The sequence below is a fragment of the Nocardia sp. NPDC051030 genome (assembly GCF_040683015.1).
In the GTDB taxonomy this organism is placed as follows: Bacteria; Actinomycetota; Actinomycetes; order Mycobacteriales; family Mycobacteriaceae; genus Nocardia.
On sequence record NZ_JBFBCD010000012.1, the window covers coordinates 51,010 to 68,527 of the forward strand.

Consider the following 17,518-nt stretch of genomic DNA (forward strand, 5'->3'; position numbering starts at 1 on the left):
CGTGAGCGAGAGGCATTCCACGCCACCGTATCCCGAGCTGGTGCGGGAGGCGCTCGCTGCAGCCGGGGAGCCGGTGACGGATCCGCCGCGGATCGAACCGCTACCCGGCGGGGCATCACGGGATTCGTGGCTGGTGGTGGCGGGGTCGCGGCGGTATGTGCTGAAGCGGGATCCGCTGCATGAGCGCAGTCCGATGACCTCGCGCCACCGGGAGTTCGAGGCCGCGCACGCCGCGCAGGGGGCGGGAGTGCCGGTGCCTCGGCCGGTGTGTTTCGAGGCGGCGGGCGGGCGATTCGGGAGCGCCGGGTTGATCTCGGAGTTCGTCGAGGGCACGTCGAGCCCGAATCAGATTCTCGCGCTGGAGGCTTCGGGGGTGGCGCGTAAGGATCTGGTGCGCGATATCGGCCGGGCCGCCGGACTATTGGCGCGCGCCGAGCTGCCGGACGGATTCGGGGTGGAGGGTGATCCCGTCGATGCGACGCTGGCGGAACTCGGTGGCGGGCTGGATTTTCTGGCCGCCGACCGGCCGGTGCTGGCGGCCGCATATCGCTGGCTGCAACTGAACAAGCCGTCGGTGTCGCGAACTGTCCTGGTGCACGGTGATTTCCGGGTCGGCAACTTCATGGTCGGCGATGCCGGACTGACCGGCGTCATCGACTGGGAATTCACCTCGGCGGGCAGCCCGGGACAGGATCTCGGCTTCTTCTGCCTGCGGCCGTGGCGGTTCGATCACGACGAGCAGCGGGCGGGCGGCCTCGGCTCGCTCGCCGAACTGCTCGACGGCTATGCCGAAACCGCGCCGGAGCCATTGGATTCCGCGACCGTCCGCTATTGGGAGATCGCCGGACAGCTGCGCTGGGGCGTGTACTGCCTCATGCAGGAGTTCGCCTTCCGGCAGGGCGGGCACAAGCATCTGGAGCGGTATCTCGTCGGCCGTCGCATCAGCGAGGTCGAATGGGACCTCATCGATCTACTGGAGGAAGCGTGAGCGAGCGGACGCGCGAATTGGTCGCAGCGAGTGCGAAAGAGGCTCGGGTGCTGGCGGATTCCGCCGAGGGGGTGATACGCAAGCGATTGCTGGTGCTAGCGCACGCGCTGGACGTGGCCGAGCGGGAGCTGGGGACGACTACCGGTGTTCGCCTCGATGGCACCGCGCTGACCCGTGCGGTGCGGGCCGGGGAACACGACGCGGATCTCGTAGCCCAGGCCGTCGCGCTACGGGAGGTGGTGCGAGCCGAATTGAGCCCGGTTCATCCCGGCTACGACCGATCGCGCGGCGCGTCATGACCGCTGTACACACCGGGAGAGTACGCACACACGGCCACGAATTCGCCTACAGCGAGGTCGGTTCCGGTGATCGGGTGGTGGTGCTCCTTCACGGGCTGATGTTCCACCGGAAGATGGACGAGCGCCTGGCGGCGGCGCTGGCCGACCGGGGATTCCGGGTGATCTGCCTGGATCAACTGGGGCACGGCGAATCCGACCGGCCCATCGATCCGGCCGCGTACTCCATGCAGCAGTTCGCGCACTACGTGCTGGGCGTTCTCGACTACCTGTGTGTCGAGGAGGCCGTGATCGCCGGGCGGTCCATGGGGGCCAATACCGGGCTGGAGATCGCCTTGCTCGCGCCCGAGCGGCTGCGTGGGCTCATTGCCGAGGGGCCGATCCTGGAGGGTGCGCAGACCGCCGCCATGGTCGCCTTCGGTCCGTTCTTCGCGGCCGGGGCACTCGCGGCTCCGGCCATGCGAGCGCTGGCGGCAGGCACCGCGCGAGTGCGCCGGGGCCGCAACTTGATTCGCGACATGTACTTGGATGCACTGGGCGGTGATCCCGCGGCGAAGGCGGCCCTATTGCAGGGAATCATGTTCGGCCGCACCGCACCTCCCGCCGCCGAACGGTCCACCATCAAGGCCAAAACCCTGGTCGTCGGCTACCCGAAGGACCCGCTGCACCGCGACTCCGAGGTACAGCGCCTGCTCGGCGAACTGCCCGACAGCCGATATCTGCGCTTGCGCTCCATGTACCAGCTGCACACAGACCCGGACTCGCTACTCGACCCGGTGGTCGAGTTCCTCGACGAGTGCTGGTCCACCCCCGAGCCACGCTGACCCACCAGATAGGACGTCATGAAAACCCGCATCGAAACCATCGTCGACACCGACAACGGTGTGCAGATCAGCCACGTCCGCCTGGATTCGCCACTGCCGCCGGGGTTCCCGGAATGCCCGGCCGGTCTGGGTGAACTCGGGTATCTGCGGTATCGGCTCGTCGCGGGGCCCTCGATGGAGGACGCCGACGCCATTCTCGTCATGCAGCCCGGCACGTGGGCCGGTGCGCAATCCATGGATCGACTGGCACGCAATGTGGTTCGCCGGGCCGCGGCGCACGGCCGATCCATCGAATGGTGGTCGCTGTCGCGACGCAGTGAGGGTGCGACCGACCGCGCGGGCATCCACGCCGCCTATGCGGCAGGCGATCCAACCGTGGCCATCGACTACTACTTCGGCCGCAAATCCTTGAACGGCAAGGTCTTCGAAGGCTTCCGCCGCGGTGACGACCTGCGATTCCTCGCCGAGCTCGGCCTCCAGCAGGTGGTGTTGGACCAGCACGAGGTCCTGACCCGCGAACTCCCCGACCCTGACCTACGGCGCGCCAAGGTCTTCTGCGGCGGACACTCCCTCGGCGGCCTGCTGGCCGGAGCCTACGCGGCCTGGGACCTCGACGGCCGTCCCGGCCACGACCAGTGCGCGGGCCTGATCGCCATCGATACGCTGGTCTCCCCCGACCCGCTCGGCCTCGGCGAACGACGCTGGGGCAATACCGCATCCAAGGCGGCCGACCGCCTGCACTCCGCAATCCTGAGCGGCCTACGCCGAGGCGCGATCCCTCGGGCGACACCCCTCGGCGCCACCACCATGGCCCAGTTCGCAACCCTCGTCCACATTCTCGGCCTCGCCGCCGCCTGCCACGGCGACACCGAAACCGATGTACACCTACGCCTCCCGCGCACCCCCGGCTGGGAGTTGTTCCTCCGTCTCCCGGGCGCGCGCCGTTACCGCGATCTACTCCGCACGGACACCAGCATCCGCGCCCTCGACCTCACCGGTGAGGCACTGCTCGGACTGATCGCCGGACAGCCGTTCGATGTCCTTCTCGCGGACCTGGGCACCCTCGATGGCCCCACCCTCCCCCGCACCACCTTCCCGGTACCGCCCGCCGCGCACCGGCTCCCCGGCCTGGGACGCACCCTCCGAGCGCTATTCGGTTCCCCCACTTCGTCCCCCACCGACCCCACCGCCCGCTACCGCTGGAAGCCGGGCGGCAGCGGCGACCTCCCCGCCATCGCCCACCAACTGGCCACCGGCCCGCTGAGCACCTTCGAAACCTATTTCCCCATGCGCATCCACTACGACCTCTGGACCGCCCTCGCAGGGGCCCGCACCGCCGACCTCGCGGACTACCGCCACGCCGAAACAGCTTCCACCCTCCCCACCCTCCACGCCCTCTCCGACCCCGCCCGCTTCGTCCCAGAAGCACTGCGCCTCACCGGATTAACCCCGCCCTCCGCGTCCTACGCCCCGGGCTACGGCCACCTCGACATGGTGACCGCCACCGACCACCCCACCGAACCGGTAACCACCGCCTTCACCAACTTCCTGCTCGAGCACGTGCCAACCAGAGAGGCGTCCCTACTCGGAAACCCAGAATCCGCCTGACCACTGCCGCTCGGGAGCGGCCCGGACCTCACCGCCGTGCTCACGGCATGTGCTCCCGCACCCCGTTCGACAGCAGCTCAGTTCTCGAACGCCAGCAGGTATCGCGTCGGCCCGCCGTACCAGGCCCCCTCCTCGAACCGGATGCCGAAGCTGTTCAGCGCCATGCACAACATCTCGTAATTGGCTGCGAGCAGACATAATTCAGCGATCTGGCCGTCATCGAAGAAGGTTCGCAGCTCGGTCAATGCCGGTTCACGAATGGCACGATGCTCATGCAGGTCGTCGACGGCGCGCAGGATCGCGGCATCCTCACTGCCCCAGCCGGGCGCCCCCGGACCAGCGGCCACGCGGTTGATGGTCGCCTCCGACAAACCCATCACGCGGCCGCCGAAACCGTGGTGGCCCCAGTGGTATTCGGAGCCGACATTCCAAGTCGCGCGCAGGGTGACCAGCTCACCATTGCGGCGGCCCATGCGCAGCGGGCCGAGGCGCACCAGCAGCGGGGCCACGCTCCAAAACATGCGTGGACTGCGCGCGAACATTTCGGGACCGTCGATCCGGCCGCAGCCCATCAGCGCGCCGACACCGCGCGAGAACGCCCAGGCTCGCACACCGATCTCGCGGAACTCCGGGCGCGGAAGGCGCGGTTGCTCGGGCAGCAGCCATCCGGGTTCGGCGGGCGTGCGACCGGTCCGCAGCGGTGTTTCGACCGCGGCCTGCGCCGGGTTCGTCAGGGTGTTCTCCACGATCGCTATGAGATCGATCAACCCGACCAGGAAGCACAGTTCAACTCGCTGCGCGGGATCGAGATCCAGTGCGTCCCAACTATTGTCGGACAGGTAGCGGTCACGGTAGAGCTCCTCCACCGCCCGCGCCAGCGTCGGCGAGAGCGAATGGTCGGTGCGATACGCATCCACCAGCACCGCACAGCCCGCCAACTCGGCGGCGCGGTGCGCAATGGCGGTGCAGTCGGCGGGGTCCAGCCGCACGAAGCGCACCCGCCGCAGCAGCACCCCGAATCCATTGCCGAAACCCGCCCCCCGTGCCATCGACGCGCCGATGGTCCAGTCTCTGCCCTTCACCATGAGCCGGAACGTACCCAGTACCGCGCGCTTGCAACCACGGCGCGACGCCGAGTTGGCCGTGTATGTCAATGGCACGGCTGCCAATGCCACACGGACCGATCAACCGTGGATTTAGCGTCGAAATCGGACGAGTCACGGGAGAGCAATGACGCACAAGTATTCGGGCCGGGCCATCGCTGCCGCCGCGACCCTCTTCGCGCTATCGGCAGCGCCGATGCTGCCTGCCGCGCAGGCCGAGGAGCCCGGACGCACCGAGACACCCGTGGAGGTACGCGGGGATATCCAGGTCAGCGAGGTCACCTGGGAAGCGCCGCTGCCCGCGGGGTCGGCCGCGCATTCCTCGGCCTGCGACACGCTCTCGTTCCTGCGCTACCGCTTCCTGGACGGACCCGCCGACGCCAATGACGCGGACGCGATCGTCAGTGCACAGTCCGGCAATATCGGCGGACCCAGTTCGCTGGGCACGCTCGCCGTTTCGACGCTGCACAAGCTGCGGGAGGCGGGCAAGACGGCCGAGTACTGGTCCATGGCGCGGCGGCCGCTGTGCATGGAGGACCGGACCGGCATGATCGCCGCTGTCCGCGAGCAGGACTACCGCGTCGCGCTCGATTACTACTTCGGTGGCAAACCCGCCGACGGGCGGACCTTCACCGGCTGGGCGGACAATACGCAGCAGCGCTGGCTGGCCGACTACGGGCTGCAGCAGACCATCGATGACTGGCATTTCATCAATAGCCACGAGCTGCCTTCGACGGCCGACCGCAAGGCGAAGATGTTCCTCTCCGGGCATTCCCTGGGCGGGCCGCTGTCCAGTGATTACGGGCAGTGGGACTTCGCCGATGGGCCCGGGTTCGCACAGATCGCGGGCGTGATCGGCGTGGACGGGCCGATCCGGTCGGATCCGTTCCTGGTCAAATCGCTGGGGTTGCAGCCGCTGGCGGATCTCTATTCGATGGTCGGCCAGCCGGTGGCGAACGCGGCACTGGAGGCCGGTATCGCGCCGGAGTCCACTCAAATGGGCATCGTCAACAGCGGTGACCTGTTCAACCTCATCAATATCGCGGCCATCGGCGCGCGCTTCCAGCCGGATGCGGAAAGCGTTATTCCCCAGTCCATTCCACACACCCCCTTCTGGGACATCATCCTGGCCACGCTCTTTCCCAACGCCCCCGACTTCCGCACCTGGCGACTCACCAATGCCGCCGTCCTCGGCGCACTCATCAGCAAGAACTCCATGCCCTCGGTAGGCCTGCAAGCCAGCTTCGGCGTCTTCGACGGCCCGGTCGTCGAAAAGCGCGTGATCATCCCGCCCGAGATCACCCAAATCCCGGTCATCGGAGGGATTTTCGCGGTCGCCTCCGCACACCGCCTCATGCGCCCCGCCGACCCCACCGGCCGCCTCAACGGCTGGCTCAACTACAACCAACTCGACCGAGCCCAAGACGGCGGAGCCCCCTTCACCACCCCCGAAGAACAAGTCTCCGACATCACCGACATAGCCCGCGACGTAGGCCAAGGCCCCCTCGGCTACACCACCTCGTACGACTCGATCCGCCAACTGGCCGACATGACCTGGGCCGCAACCGGTTACCGCGGCGGCGACCTAGCCAACCTCCGCCACCCCGACTACCTCACCCACATCCCCAACACGGTCATAATCGGCGACATCTGGCGCCCCTACCAACAACTCGGCCCATCCCTAGGCCTCCCCGGCATCCAATTCGGCCAACCCGCCTCAGCCATCTACGCCCCCCACTACAGCCACCTCGACGTCATCGCAGCCGCCGAACACCAAAACAACGGCCAACCAGAACAAGTCAGCCGCACCTCCGCAGACTTGATCCTCAACACAATCAACTGAATCCCGCAGCCCCAGACCGCCAGCCACCTGGACCAGATCGTCTGCCGGGCTACCCTTTTCACCGCGGGGGGACATGAGCCGGGGTTTTGTCCGTTTAGACCAGCCTCATGTCCCTCCTGAACGTGTTCCGGCATCGGCGAAATCAGATACTAGTTGGCGAATGGAAACTAGTTGATTATGCTGCGGGTGTGAGCGACGAATTGACACCACAGGACGCGTTGGACATCGCCTCGGCCTCCACCCGTCGAGCCCGCAGCGCGCAGGCCGGACGGGGCTGGGTGCCACCGGTAGCAGCGCTGCTGTGCTTCGGCACCTTCTTCCTGTTCGGCGACATGATCGACATGCTCGTAGACCGGACAATCACCGTTCGCGGGGTTGCCGGAATCGTGGTGGGGGTCGCATTCGGATTCTTCATGCCGTGGGTGATACGAGCATGGAGGAATGGCGGTGTCGTTCCCCGGTCGCTGGCCGACGAACCCCTGCAGCGTTGGAAGCGAACTGCCTTGGGGCTGACGCCGTTCGTCGCCTTTGCCCTTCTCAGTGACAGTGCGTTTGCCTTGGTCATGGGCGTATGGGTGTGGATCCAATTGGCACGACCGCGGATCGCGTTATGGCGGAACTGAGTACCGTGCTGGCCTCGCTGCCACGCCTGAAAGTGGTCGCGTTTCTGGACGGATGCCGCGAGGCGGAGTTCGGCACGATCACCGACCTGTGTGAGATGAACAAATCCACGCTGTCAAAGGCGATGACCGTGCTCGAGGCCGCCGAATACATCACGATCACAAAGGGATACGTCGGCCGCAGACCGAAAACATGGCTCGCCTTGACCGACGGCGGCCGCACGGCGTACCACGAACACTTGAACGCCCTTACCGCGCTCGCACAGCAGGCACGAAAAGCCGCGGGCGAGGCAGACCCACCCTCTCGCCGATCCTGATCTCCGCCCAGGCTTTCGCGTCGGGGCGAATCATTCTGTTGGGTAAGGGGTTCGGAGTAAGATCAGGACTCAGCGTGGCCATCGCAGGTTCGGGTCCGCACGGGAGGCTCGACGGTGGTCAACCGGATCGAGGGGTGCGACGATGTCTGTTTTGCGTGCTAACGCAGGCTTGGCCATAGTGCCCGCGCTCCTGTTGACGTTCGGGTCCAGCACCGCTATCGCTGCGGCGCAACCTCCCGATTCGCCCGCGGCCGGTCGTTTCGAGCCGATCGAATCGCCTGCTGTGACACCGGTTTCCAACTCTTTGCGGATCGGTTCCGACACCGTCCAGCTGCCCGAGGGCGTCGATGCCCGCACCGCCGCCACCGTGATCGGCGGAGTCATCGGTGCCGCCGTCGGCAAGGTCGTCGTCTTCCCACTGGAAATCGTGGGATGTGGGGTGGGTGCGGCGGTTGGGGCAATCGCCGGTGGTGTCATCGGCGGTCTTCCGACCGTGGGTGCGGGCGTTCCGGTAGGTGCAGCGGTCGGTGGGCTGGCGGGCTGTCTGATCGGCGGTGTGGCAGTGGCCATCCCGGTGGATGTGATCGGCCTCGTCGGCGGCGCGGTCATCGGCGGAATCGCCGGGGGCGCGCTGGGCTCAGGCGACGATGCATCCCTCCCCATCGTGAACACCCAAGCGCCCCAGTCCGATCCGCTGGCATCCCAGCCCGTTGCAGCGGCCGCCGACGCCTTCGCCTCGATTACCCCCGACACCAACCGGGCCGTCACCTCACTACGCACCGCGATCGCCGAGCTGCCCCCACTCGCCCCCGACACCCTCGGTCCGCTCACTCAGCCCGTCAACGACCTGCTCGGAGCGGTCCAGGCAGCATTCTGACCAGCCGCGGTCACTGTCGGTGGTTACCGCGGTTGCTGTTCCGCGATGACCGCCCAGTCGTCTGCCCCGCGACCGTCGGCGATCGCCTGATCGAAGACCGTCCGCAGCAGCTGACCGATCGGGAGCGGAATGTCGTGGTCGGTGGCCGCGTCGAGCGCGAGGTTCAGGTCCTTGCGGCCCAGGACTGTGGTGAATCCGGCTGGCTGGTAGCGCCGTTCGGCGATCATCGAGCCGTAGCCGGTGTAGACGGGCCCTGGGAAGAGTGTCGAGGTCAGCAGTTCGACGAACTGCACCGAGTCGACGCCGCTGCCCTCCGCGAGGCTGACGGCCTCGCCCAGTGACTGGATTGCGCAGGCGATCAGATAGTTGCCGAGGATCTTCACGATGTTGGCTTGTTCCGGACGGTCGCCGAGTCGCCATGTGCGCGAGCCGATCACGTCGAAGAACGGCTGCACGCGGTCGATCAGCGCGTTCTCACCAGCCGCGAGGATGTTGAGCGCTCCGGCTTCGGCGACCGGAACACGGCCGAAGACCGGTGCCGCGATGTACCCGACACCGGCCTCGGCATGCGCTGCGCCGACCCGGCGAGCCAGCTCGGGACTCACCGTGGCGAGGTTGACGTGAATGGTTCCGGCGGGGGTCTGGGCGAGGACACCGGAATCGATGAACGTCTCGGTGACGGCCTGGTCATCGGACAAGACCGAGAAGACCACTGGCGAGTGCATGGCCGCCGCGACCGAGTCGGCACGACGGGCACCCGCCGCAACGAGTTGCTCCGCAGGTGCGTCGGAGCGATTCCACACCACGACATCGTGGCCGGCCTTCACAAGGTTGTGTGCGATGGGCCTCCCCATTGCTCCCAGACCGATGACTGCAATGCTGCTCATGGGGACCACACCCTTTCCTTGAACCGTCTAAGACGGTTCAATAGTGCCATGGAAATGACCGAGGACGTACGGCGCGTATTCCGGATGGACAACGAGGTTTTGGCGTTCCGGTTCACCGCCACCCTCAGCGATAGAGCCGCCACGGTGCCGAGAGAGCGGCTGACAAGCTCCACGCGACTGAAGATCTGGCTGCACGCCACAGGACTCGAAGTCACCGACGTGTCGTCGGCCGACCTGGCGGACGCCGTGGCACTGCGTGAGGCCATCTACCACACCGGGTCGGCGATCGCCGCAGGTGAACCGCCAGATTCGAAGGATGTCCGCACTCTCAACACGGTCGCTGCCGCCGGGCACGCGAAAGCGGCGCTGAACCACGAACGCGCGGAATGGCACCTGACGGACGCGACCCCCGTCGGTGACGCCCTCGGCGTCCTGGCCACGGACGCCATCCGCATCCTCGGCGGCCCCGATCGCGGCCGCATCAAGAACTGCGAGGGCCCCGAATGCGCGGGGCTCTACCTCGACACGAGCCGCGGAGCCAACCGCCGTTGGTGTTCCATGAACACCTGCGGCAACAAGGCCAAGAAGTCACGGCTCTCCGTGAACTGAGCCTGCATGGGGCTACCTGTTTGGTTGGCCTGCGGTGGGTGGGGTGTTCAGGAGGAACTCCGTCAGAGCGGACACCGTGCATTCGGGCGTGCCGGAGTTCGTTTCCTGGGCTGGGCTCAGAACGTCGGTGTGGGTGTATCCGGGGCACCAGACGATGTCACTGCTCGGCGTGGAGGGGCGGGCTACGTCGGCGATTTCGAGTTGGTAGCGGACGTTGCTGTCGGTGCCGAGGATCCAGACGGCCGGTTTGGCTTGGGCTGCTTGTTCATAGCGGATGGGGGCCAGATCGCCTGTGCGGGTACCGGTCAGGGCCAGAGCGGTGTCGGTGAGGAATTTGATGGCGTAACCCTGTTCGATCGCACCGTAGGCGTACGGGCTGGCGAGTTGGCGAGCCCATTCACGGATGTCGACGATTTCCTTGTCGGGAGTGGTGTAGGGCAATCCCGCGACGTCGTTGTAGTTGCGCCAGGTGTAGAGGTAATTGTGGTCGGTGGGGCCCACTCGCTCATTGACGCCGAAGAAGGAGACCAGGGGGCGGATGGGGGCGATCTGGGCCAGCCAGTCGGGCGTCGGGTGATCCTTATGTGCCACGGGGCCTTCCAGCCCACCTACACCGGATTGGAGCAGGCCGAGCGGACTGGTGTTGTTGTCCACCAAGACGCCGAAGAGGGCCTCATTGGTGAAACGGTAACTCCAGAGCTGGTTTTGGCCGCTCACGAAGTCGAGGGTGGTATTGGAGAAATTGCGCAGGATCAGTTCGATGGCGGGGTCCCGGGGGACCAGCTTCAGGACGTCTGATTCTTCGTTCGGATGCTGGTGGGCTGCTTGGGCAGCAATGGCGACAAGGGTGGCGAATTCGGCTGCGCCACCGAAGGGTCCGAGATTCAGAGAGCTCGGGGTGATGCCGGAGGTCACGACGGGATCGAGAATCGCCTGCTGCACTCCGCCCGCCGCCTCCAGGACGGCCGAAAGCACCGGATCGGCGGAAATGTTCGCCACATCGGACTTGTCGACCGTATCCAGGCCCACGAAAGCCTTGCACTGGTCGAGTCCGCGGCCGCCGGAACCGAAGTCCCAGGCCGCGAAGTCGCCCACGGCCAGGCCGCCGTGCGAATGTCCGCCGCAGTACACATTATTGGCGCGGAAGGCCGGATCGGGGAGTTCACGGGTGAGCAGGTCGTACTGGTCCCGCACGTTCTCGGGCAGGCCCCACTGCTTCAGGAAGTTCAGCTGGAAATAGCTGGGCCAGCCCGCGAATCGGCGGCCGTTGATTTCCGCGCCGTTGTAGTAGTAGTCGATGGCCTTGTGGTAATCGCCTGTGCGCGAGCCTTCTTGGATGCCGGTCATATCGGCGACGCAGGAGGGGCGGCGGTCGTAGGACCACCATTCGGCGGTGGTGCCACGCTCACGCAGCGCGCGAAGTTCGGCCCGGGCCACACCGTCCATGGAGACCGCGCCCGCGAAGGCGCCGGGCTGCATGACGAAGACCTTGTCCGCCTTCTGAGCGTCGGTCGGGCCGTCAGCGAATCGGTAACGGAGATACGTGATTTCGTCGCAGGCGGCCGGTCGCGGACCCATGGACGCAGGCAGCGGGTCATAGAGATGCACCTCGCTGACCACCAGCCCATTGTCCTGTTCGAGCACGACCTCGGTGCGATCGGGCGTCTCCGGTTCCGCGATGGCAGGCTGCTCGGTGAGCGCCAACGGCATTGCGACCGTCACTGCGGCCAATGCCGCCAGAATTCCTCGCTGCACCTGCGCAGCCTCCTCAACGTCTGGGACGGTTATGTCGTCCAATTGACGGTAAGGCGTCCGGAGACGCACCTTTCGCCAAGGAATTGATGTTTGCTGTCAGGCCTGCTGCTCGGCGGCCAGGGCGGCCTCCGGTACGTGCGCCATGGCCGCCTCGGCCATCGCGCAGATGGTCAGACTCGGATTGACGCCGACATTGGCGGGCACCGCCGAGCCATCGCACACCATCAGGTTGGCGTAGCCGAAAACGCGGTGGTACCGGTCGATTACGCCGTGTTCGCGGTCCCGGCCAATGACCGCGCCGCCCAGGAAATGCGCGGTCATGGGCGCGGATCCGAGAGTCTCGCCGATCGAGGCGAGCGGACGGCCGCCCATCCGCCGCGCGGCCAGCCCGGCCACCCTGCGCGCGAGCTCCACGGCCGACTCCCCCGTGGGCTCCGTACCTGTCGACTCGGTCTGCAAACCTCCCGGCCCGAATCCCCGCCGCAGCCGCAAGGCCATATCCGTGCCGCGCATGACAGTGAAAATCACTGTGCGACGGGACCATCGGCGGCGGCGCAACAGCCCGAACAGGTAACCCGGATAGCTCGACAGGAATTGCACCCACCGCCCGATAGCCGAATTCGCGGTGGTGGCGGGACCATAGAAGAGCGACAGCATGCCGCCGCCGTCACCGTAGGTGTTATTGGTGAAGTGCGTGTGCTCATCGACGAAGATGCTCGAGGTAATGGCGACGTCACTGCGATAGTCCGCGTCGGGCGTCATGGTAGAGGCGGCGGGAATGGATTCGTCATTGGTGCGCACCACTTCTCCGAGCCGATCGGAGAGACCGGCCAGCGAGCCCGTGCGCTTACAGGATGCCAGCAATTCGTTCGTGCCCAGCGCCCCGGCAGCCACCACAACACCGCGCGCCGTGAATTCTCTTGTCCTGCGCCGCACAGTGCCGGGCCGACGAGCCAGTAGCCGATACCCGCCTTCACCGGCATCCCCACCCAATGGCTGGATATCGACAACCTTCAGCTCCGGAAGTATTTCCGCCCCAGCCTTTTCCGCCATCCACAAATAGTTCTTGGGCAAACTGTTCTTGGCCCCGTATCGGCACCCGAGCATGCATTGCCCACAGCGCACGCACCCGGTACGCGCAGGTCCGACCCCATCGAAATACGGGTCCGGCACCGTCTTCCCGGCCTCGCCGAAATACACGGCAACCGGTGTGCGCCGAAACCCTTCCCGCACTTCGAGATCGGCAGCCAGCCCCCGCATGAGCGAATCCACCGGCCGCGACCCCTGATACGGTTCGACACCGAACATCCGGTGCGCCGTATCGAAGTGCGGCGCCAATTCCGTTCGCCAGTCCGCCAATTCGCCCCACTGCGGATGCCGGTAGAAATCATCGCTCTGCGGCTGATACATGGTGTTCGCATAGACGAGACTGCCCCCACCCACACCTACACCCGCGATCACCATGGCGTGCTTATACGGTGCCAGCCGCAGAATTCCGCGCAACCCGAGCGACGGCAGCCACAGAAATCTGCCCAACTGCGTAGCCTTTTCGGCGAAATCGGCGTCGGCGAATCGGCGGCCCTGTTCGAGCACGCCGACTCGATAGCCTTTCTCCGACAACCGAAGCGCCGACACACTGGCTCCGAACCCGCTGCCGACCACGAGCCAATCGAAGTCGAACTGCTCGAACCCGGGTTGGGAATTGTCCACGTCGCATCCTCCACGCTGCCATTTCCCGGCACGTTATCCGGACTTCCGGACACGCGACCAGCGCAGTCGAGGACTCGCGATTGATATTTTCAGTCTGATCGGGTCGCGATGGAGTGAGACTCTAGATCGCCTGGCAGACGCTGCCGGCATTGATGCCGGTGCCGACTGTGAGCATGACGCTCTTGGAGTCGTTGCTCTGCGTGATCAGGATCTCGTGGGTGCCGACCGTGGTCGGAGTCCACCGCGCCACCTGCGTGGTTTGGCCGCCCGGCGTGACGGCGAACCGGATACCGTTGTCGAAGAAATTCATGCCCTCGGGATCAGAGCCGTTGGCGACGACGCTGTAGGTGCAACCGGTGCCGTAACCGGTGCCGATGACGCCGCTGGCGATCACGACCTGGATGCCGATGTCGGCGGACGCGGCGGGGGCGTTCCAGGCCACGCCGACGGCGGCCAGCGCGATCGTGACCGACACAGAGCTACGCAGATTTCGCATCAAGTACCGACTCCTCTGGATTTGGTGACTGAACGCGAGTCATGCTGCCAGGCAATGGCCTGGGGCTGTATCGGGCAGATGCCCTATACAGCCCCGCGCGCACCGTCCGACGCCTACTCCGGATCGGGCGGCCATGGCCGCGACGACCCGTTCTACCGTGGCCCGAATGGTCGACGCTCCCGCCACGACACCGGTCGGCGGTTCCATGCCCGTCGATATGGCCGCCACCATAGATTATGTCGACGGCAGCTCGGAATGGCTCTCGTCCTGCCCTATGTGATGCAAGGCGCGGCACGCGGTTTCGACCTCGACCTGACCCCGTACCTGTCCGACTATGGCTTCGCCAACGTCCCCCTCGAGAGCGGCTGCTAGCGTCAGACCAATTCGGGCACTCTGGCAGGCACCCGGCCGCCACGGGTGCGGTATTCCTGTGGCGGGCAACCCTTCCATCGCCGGAAGGCCCGAATGAACGAGGCCGCCTCGGCATAGCCCAATCGCGCCGCCACCTGCTCGGTGGTCATATCGGTGTGATTGAGCAGCTCCTCGGAGAGCATCTGCCGCACCTCGTCCAGCAGCGCCCGGAACGAGGTGCCCTCCTCATTGAGCCGCCGCGACAGCGTGCGCGGACTCATGAACAGCTCGGAAGCCACCGCCGCCTGATCCGGGATCTCCCCCGGATTGCGCACCAGCAGATCTCGCACCGCCCCCGCGACCCCCGTGCGCGCCTGCCGCTTGGCCAGCAGATCACGGCACAACTGCTCGCACGTGCTGCGCGCCCACTCATTGGCCTGCGGCAGTGGAATATCCAGATACGCCGCATCGAACACCGCCTCATTGGCGGGCGCACCGAAAACCGGCTCGAGCCCGAACACCTCGCGATACCGGGTGGTGTCCGCGGGCGCGGGATGCTGGAAGGTAACGCGATTCATGGGCACACCGGCCGAGAACAGCTCCCGCCCGAGCATCTGAATGCCGGTGATGACCCGCTCAGCCAGGAACGGCCGCACATCCTCGGGCACCTCGTGATCGTCGAACCGCAGGCGCGCCTCGCCGCCGACTTCCTCGAAGCTGAGCTGCCCGAAGGCGAAGGCCAATTCGACGTAGCGCAAGGCCACTTCGACGGAATCCCGCAACGTGCGACTACTCAGCAACGCCAGACCCCACGGCCCGTACAGCGAGATGTGATACCGGCTGCCCGCTTCCACCCCGAGCCCGGGTTCGTCACCGAACCGGGCGAGCAGATTGCGCACCACCGTGAGTTCCTGCCGCGCGGTGACCTCGGTATTCGGATCGATCACCGACTCCGGGGGCAGACTCGTGCCGGTGAGGCAGGCCGCGACGGACATCCCTCGTTCCTCCGCGAGCTGCGTCATGACGTGAACGCTGGAGGTATTCCTCAAAAAATCCCAGTCGAACATAACCAGTTACCCGTTGCCCTCATCGACTACCCAACCAACTGTCTTGTCCCGTCGGGTTGGCGAAATATATCAACTTCCGACCGTCCGGTGTGGCCCAACTTACACATTTGGGTGTTCCGGATCGTAACGGACAAACGTGAGAGCTTGATCTCTTCCGCCGGACCATATGCCGAATCCGCCGAGTAGCCGCCGGTCAGGCCAACTTTTCTGGCAGCCTGCATAGTCTGAGACAGCTGCATCGAGGCAGTTCCACAAGGGGAGGTCCGGGTAGATGGAACGCACGGAAGACGTGCTGGAGATCGCCGACGGCATCCGGCTGAGCAGAGTGGTTCATCAGGTCCCCCTGCCCGCCGGGTTCCCCGGCCACCCCGCAGAGTGCGACGAATTGCAGCATCTGCGGGTCAAGCACGCCGACAGCCCGGACGATCCGGCGCAGGCCGATGCGGTGATCGTGCTGCTGCCCGGCGCGATCGCCGGGGCACGCTCACTACAACCGCTGGGCCGCAATACGATTCGCACTCTGCGCGACGCCGGAATCACCGCCGAGGTGTGGGTGCTCGACCGGCGCGCCAATGGCGTCGAGGACCACTCCGCCATCGAGGTGGCCATGGCCGAGGGCGACTATCACCTGGCCTTCGACTACTACTACCGCGGGAAGCGGGTCGGCGGACGCGTCTTCGAAGGCTTCCGATCCGATCGCGAACTCGGATTCCTGAGCGAATTCGGGATGGCTCGCACCGTCGAGGATGCGCACGCCGTGCTAATCTGGGAACTCCCGGACCCGGATGTGCGGGCGCAGAAGGTGTTCCTCGGCGGGCACTCACTCGGCGGCATCCAAGCCGGGACCTATGCCGCATGGGATTTCGACGGGCGGCCGGGGCACGAGCAGATCGCCGGACTGGTCGCACTCGACACCGTCACGCATCTGGATCCGCTGCGACTGAGCGAACGCCCGGCGGCAGTGCGCAAACCGGTCGGCGCGCTCGCCCGAGGACTGGAACGAATTCCGGTCGCCATGCGGCGCGGCCTGGCCCCGCGCAGCACCGCAGTCATGAAGGGCGGCTGGGGCAATGCCGAAGTATTCGCCCTCGTCGCGGCAACCGCCGTGGCGGCCACGCTCGCGCCCGACGCGGAATCCGACATTCTGCGGCTACTACCCGACCACGGCACGCCGCGCATCGCCCTGCGCGGGTCCACCGCCCGCACCTGGCGTGAATTCCTCACCGGCACACCGAGTTACCGGGATTTGCGGCTCACCAATCTGGCGACCCTCGGACTGATGTCCGGCGCACACACCTCCATCAATTTCGCGATCCTGTCGATGAGCTGCGGCACCCTCGACAGCGCCGCGGTCGCGCCGCGCACCTTCCCGATGTCCTTCGAAGCGGGGCAGCGACCGGGCATCCGGCCGCTCTACAAGGCGGCCTGCGGCACCGCGCCGCGCTACAGCCCGACCTCCTTCGACGAGCTGTATCACTGGCGCGACTACGACCGCTGCGGCACACCCGATGCGCCGAAGCAGCCGACCCGCACCGGAATTCCGGCCGCCACCACCGGCAGTGAAGTGGTGAGCATTGTCGAGCTCGCGAAGATTCTCGCGGGCGGGCGGCTCAATGTGTTCGAGGACTATTTCCCGACTCGACAGAGCATCGACGCGGTGGCCGTTCTGGGCGGCTGCCGGACTCGATCGCTCGCCCCGGTCCGGTATGAGGCCGGTGCCGCGCGGCTCCCGTATATCAATCTAATGGGCGAATCCAGCTTCACGAATGTGATCAACGGCTGGGGCGTATATCCGGAGAACACGCACTGGTTCCCCGGATATTTGCACTGCGATGTGGCTGCGGGCGCACATCCCCGGGTGGACGGCTCACCTGAGCCGATCGCGGCGAAGCTCGCGGAGTTCGTGCGCACGACGCTGGCCACGCTGCCACTGGCGTCTTGAGTCGCCCACCGGCCGAATACAGAACCGCGTAGCCGGATTTCGGAAATGTTGCCGAAATTGTGGTGAGACAGCCGGTTTCAAGATCAACCAGCTAATTCGTCACGTAACGGAATCTTCGCTATGCCGATGGCTCTACACATGAACGCTCCCGCAGTTTTGCTCGTATCGATTATGGCGGCGGGAGCATTCGGCACCGGCGTATGGCTCGGAGTTCGCTCGGTGGCC

General features: G+C 66.1%; 16 protein-coding genes. 10 read left to right on the forward strand and 6 right to left on the reverse strand.

Translation table 11 applies throughout. The features are described 5' to 3' along the window. The first annotated feature begins 1 nt into the window (after position 1). The 4 genes from AB0N05_RS34330 to AB0N05_RS34345 are packed head-to-tail and all read left to right on the forward strand — an operon-like array spanning position 2 to position 3,716. The gene (locus AB0N05_RS34330) at positions 2-988 is read left to right on the forward strand and encodes a phosphotransferase family protein (RefSeq protein WP_364701855.1); all 987 of its coding nucleotides are present in this window, start codon (positions 2-4) and stop codon (positions 986-988) included. After that, a complete protein-coding gene (locus tag AB0N05_RS34335) occupies positions 985-1,287 on the forward strand; it encodes a hypothetical protein (protein WP_364701858.1) in 303 nt (100 codons plus the stop codon). Before AB0N05_RS34330 ends, AB0N05_RS34335 begins: the two co-directional genes overlap by 4 nt. Beyond that, complete coding sequence (locus tag AB0N05_RS34340; protein ID WP_364701861.1) at positions 1,284-2,108, forward strand: alpha/beta hydrolase; 825 nt, start codon at positions 1,284-1,286, stop codon at positions 2,106-2,108. The genes AB0N05_RS34335 and AB0N05_RS34340 overlap by 4 nt, the downstream gene beginning before the upstream one ends. Before the next feature lie 18 nt (positions 2,109-2,126). Then, the gene (locus AB0N05_RS34345; RefSeq protein WP_364701864.1) at positions 2,127-3,716 is read left to right on the forward strand and encodes a hypothetical protein; all 1,590 of its coding nucleotides are present in this window, start codon (positions 2,127-2,129) and stop codon (positions 3,714-3,716) included. Positions 3,717-3,793: 77 nt separating this feature from the next. Here AB0N05_RS34345 and AB0N05_RS34350 read toward each other — a convergent pair whose 3' ends face one another. Continuing rightward, on the reverse strand, positions 3,794-4,801 hold the full coding sequence (locus tag AB0N05_RS34350) for a hypothetical protein (protein WP_364701867.1): 1,008 nt from the start codon (positions 4,799-4,801) through the stop codon (positions 3,794-3,796). A gap of 145 nt (positions 4,802-4,946) precedes the next feature. Here AB0N05_RS34350 and AB0N05_RS34355 point away from each other — a divergent pair, with 145 nt between their 5' ends. The 4 genes from AB0N05_RS34355 to AB0N05_RS34370 all read left to right on the forward strand — a co-directional run bounded on the left by AB0N05_RS34355 (position 4,947) and on the right by AB0N05_RS34370 (position 8,476). Continuing rightward, on the forward strand, positions 4,947-6,662 hold the full coding sequence (locus tag AB0N05_RS34355) for a hypothetical protein (protein ID WP_364701870.1): 1,716 nt from the start codon (positions 4,947-4,949) through the stop codon (positions 6,660-6,662). Between the two features lie 188 nt (positions 6,663-6,850). Beyond that, a complete protein-coding gene (locus AB0N05_RS34360; RefSeq protein ID WP_364701872.1) occupies positions 6,851-7,285 on the forward strand; it encodes a hypothetical protein in 435 nt (144 codons plus the stop codon). Then, positions 7,273-7,599: a transcriptional regulator gene (locus AB0N05_RS34365; RefSeq protein ID WP_364701875.1), complete on the forward strand. Its 327-nt coding sequence runs from the start codon at positions 7,273-7,275 to the stop codon at positions 7,597-7,599. Before AB0N05_RS34360 ends, AB0N05_RS34365 begins: the two co-directional genes overlap by 13 nt. A gap of 283 nt (positions 7,600-7,882) precedes the next feature. Next, complete coding sequence (locus tag AB0N05_RS34370; RefSeq protein ID WP_364701878.1) at positions 7,883-8,476, forward strand: hypothetical protein; 594 nt, start codon at positions 7,883-7,885, stop codon at positions 8,474-8,476. A gap of 23 nt (positions 8,477-8,499) precedes the next feature. Here the strand turns inward: AB0N05_RS34370 and AB0N05_RS34375 are convergent, their stop codons facing one another. After that, the gene (locus tag AB0N05_RS34375; protein ID WP_364701881.1) at positions 8,500-9,363 is read right to left on the reverse strand and encodes an NAD(P)-dependent oxidoreductase; all 864 of its coding nucleotides are present in this window, start codon (positions 9,361-9,363) and stop codon (positions 8,500-8,502) included. A gap of 54 nt (positions 9,364-9,417) precedes the next feature. On the opposite strand from AB0N05_RS34375, the gene AB0N05_RS34380 reads away from it, so the two are divergent. After that, positions 9,418-9,972, forward strand: coding sequence for an ABATE domain-containing protein (locus AB0N05_RS34380; protein WP_364701884.1), 555 nt, complete (start codon positions 9,418-9,420; stop codon positions 9,970-9,972). A 12-nt stretch (positions 9,973-9,984) separates the two neighbouring features. Here AB0N05_RS34380 and AB0N05_RS34385 read toward each other — a convergent pair whose 3' ends face one another. The 4 genes from AB0N05_RS34385 to AB0N05_RS34400 form a co-directional block, all read right to left on the reverse strand. Further along, entirely contained in the window at positions 9,985-11,727 is a 1,743-nt protein-coding gene (locus tag AB0N05_RS34385) for a hypothetical protein (RefSeq protein ID WP_364701887.1), read from the reverse strand. Positions 11,728-11,823: 96 nt separating this feature from the next. Then, positions 11,824-13,437, reverse strand: a complete 1,614-nt coding sequence (locus AB0N05_RS34390) for a GMC family oxidoreductase (protein WP_364701889.1) — start codon at positions 13,435-13,437, stop codon at positions 11,824-11,826. A 121-nt stretch (positions 13,438-13,558) separates the two neighbouring features. Further along, on the reverse strand, positions 13,559-13,933 hold the full coding sequence (locus tag AB0N05_RS34395; protein WP_364701891.1) for a hypothetical protein: 375 nt from the start codon (positions 13,931-13,933) through the stop codon (positions 13,559-13,561). Between the two features lie 374 nt (positions 13,934-14,307). Continuing rightward, the gene (locus AB0N05_RS34400; RefSeq protein ID WP_364701894.1) at positions 14,308-15,306 is read right to left on the reverse strand and encodes an AraC family transcriptional regulator; all 999 of its coding nucleotides are present in this window, start codon (positions 15,304-15,306) and stop codon (positions 14,308-14,310) included. A gap of 316 nt (positions 15,307-15,622) precedes the next feature. Between AB0N05_RS34400 and AB0N05_RS34405 the strand changes: the two genes are divergently transcribed. Further along, the gene (locus AB0N05_RS34405; RefSeq protein ID WP_364701897.1) at positions 15,623-17,293 is read left to right on the forward strand and encodes a hypothetical protein; all 1,671 of its coding nucleotides are present in this window, start codon (positions 15,623-15,625) and stop codon (positions 17,291-17,293) included. The last annotated feature ends 225 nt before the right edge of the window (positions 17,294-17,518 follow it).

What these genes read in the sequence shown, in the direction of transcription:
- AB0N05_RS34395 (WP_364701891.1), bottom strand. Translation starts at nt 13,933, where the DNA reads ATGCGAAATCTGCGTAGCTCTGTGTCGGTCACGATCGCGCTGGCCGCC.
- AB0N05_RS34380 (WP_364701884.1), top strand. Translation starts at nt 9,418, where the DNA reads ATGACCGAGGACGTACGGCGCGTATTCCGGATGGACAACGAGGTTTTG.
- AB0N05_RS34345 (WP_364701864.1), top strand. Translation starts at nt 2,127, where the DNA reads ATGAAAACCCGCATCGAAACCATCGTCGACACCGACAACGGTGTGCAG.
- AB0N05_RS34350 (WP_364701867.1), bottom strand. Translation starts at nt 4,801, where the DNA reads ATGGTGAAGGGCAGAGACTGGACCATCGGCGCGTCGATGGCACGGGGG.
- AB0N05_RS34355 (WP_364701870.1), top strand. Translation starts at nt 4,947, where the DNA reads ATGACGCACAAGTATTCGGGCCGGGCCATCGCTGCCGCCGCGACCCTC.
- AB0N05_RS34400 (WP_364701894.1), bottom strand. Translation starts at nt 15,306, where the DNA reads ATGACGCAGCTCGCGGAGGAACGAGGGATGTCCGTCGCGGCCTGCCTC.
- AB0N05_RS34405 (WP_364701897.1), top strand. Translation starts at nt 15,623, where the DNA reads ATGGAACGCACGGAAGACGTGCTGGAGATCGCCGACGGCATCCGGCTG.
- AB0N05_RS34340 (WP_364701861.1), top strand. Translation starts at nt 1,284, where the DNA reads ATGACCGCTGTACACACCGGGAGAGTACGCACACACGGCCACGAATTC.
- AB0N05_RS34365 (WP_364701875.1), top strand. Translation starts at nt 7,273, where the DNA reads ATGGCGGAACTGAGTACCGTGCTGGCCTCGCTGCCACGCCTGAAAGTG.
- AB0N05_RS34375 (WP_364701881.1), bottom strand. Translation starts at nt 9,363, where the DNA reads ATGAGCAGCATTGCAGTCATCGGTCTGGGAGCAATGGGGAGGCCCATC.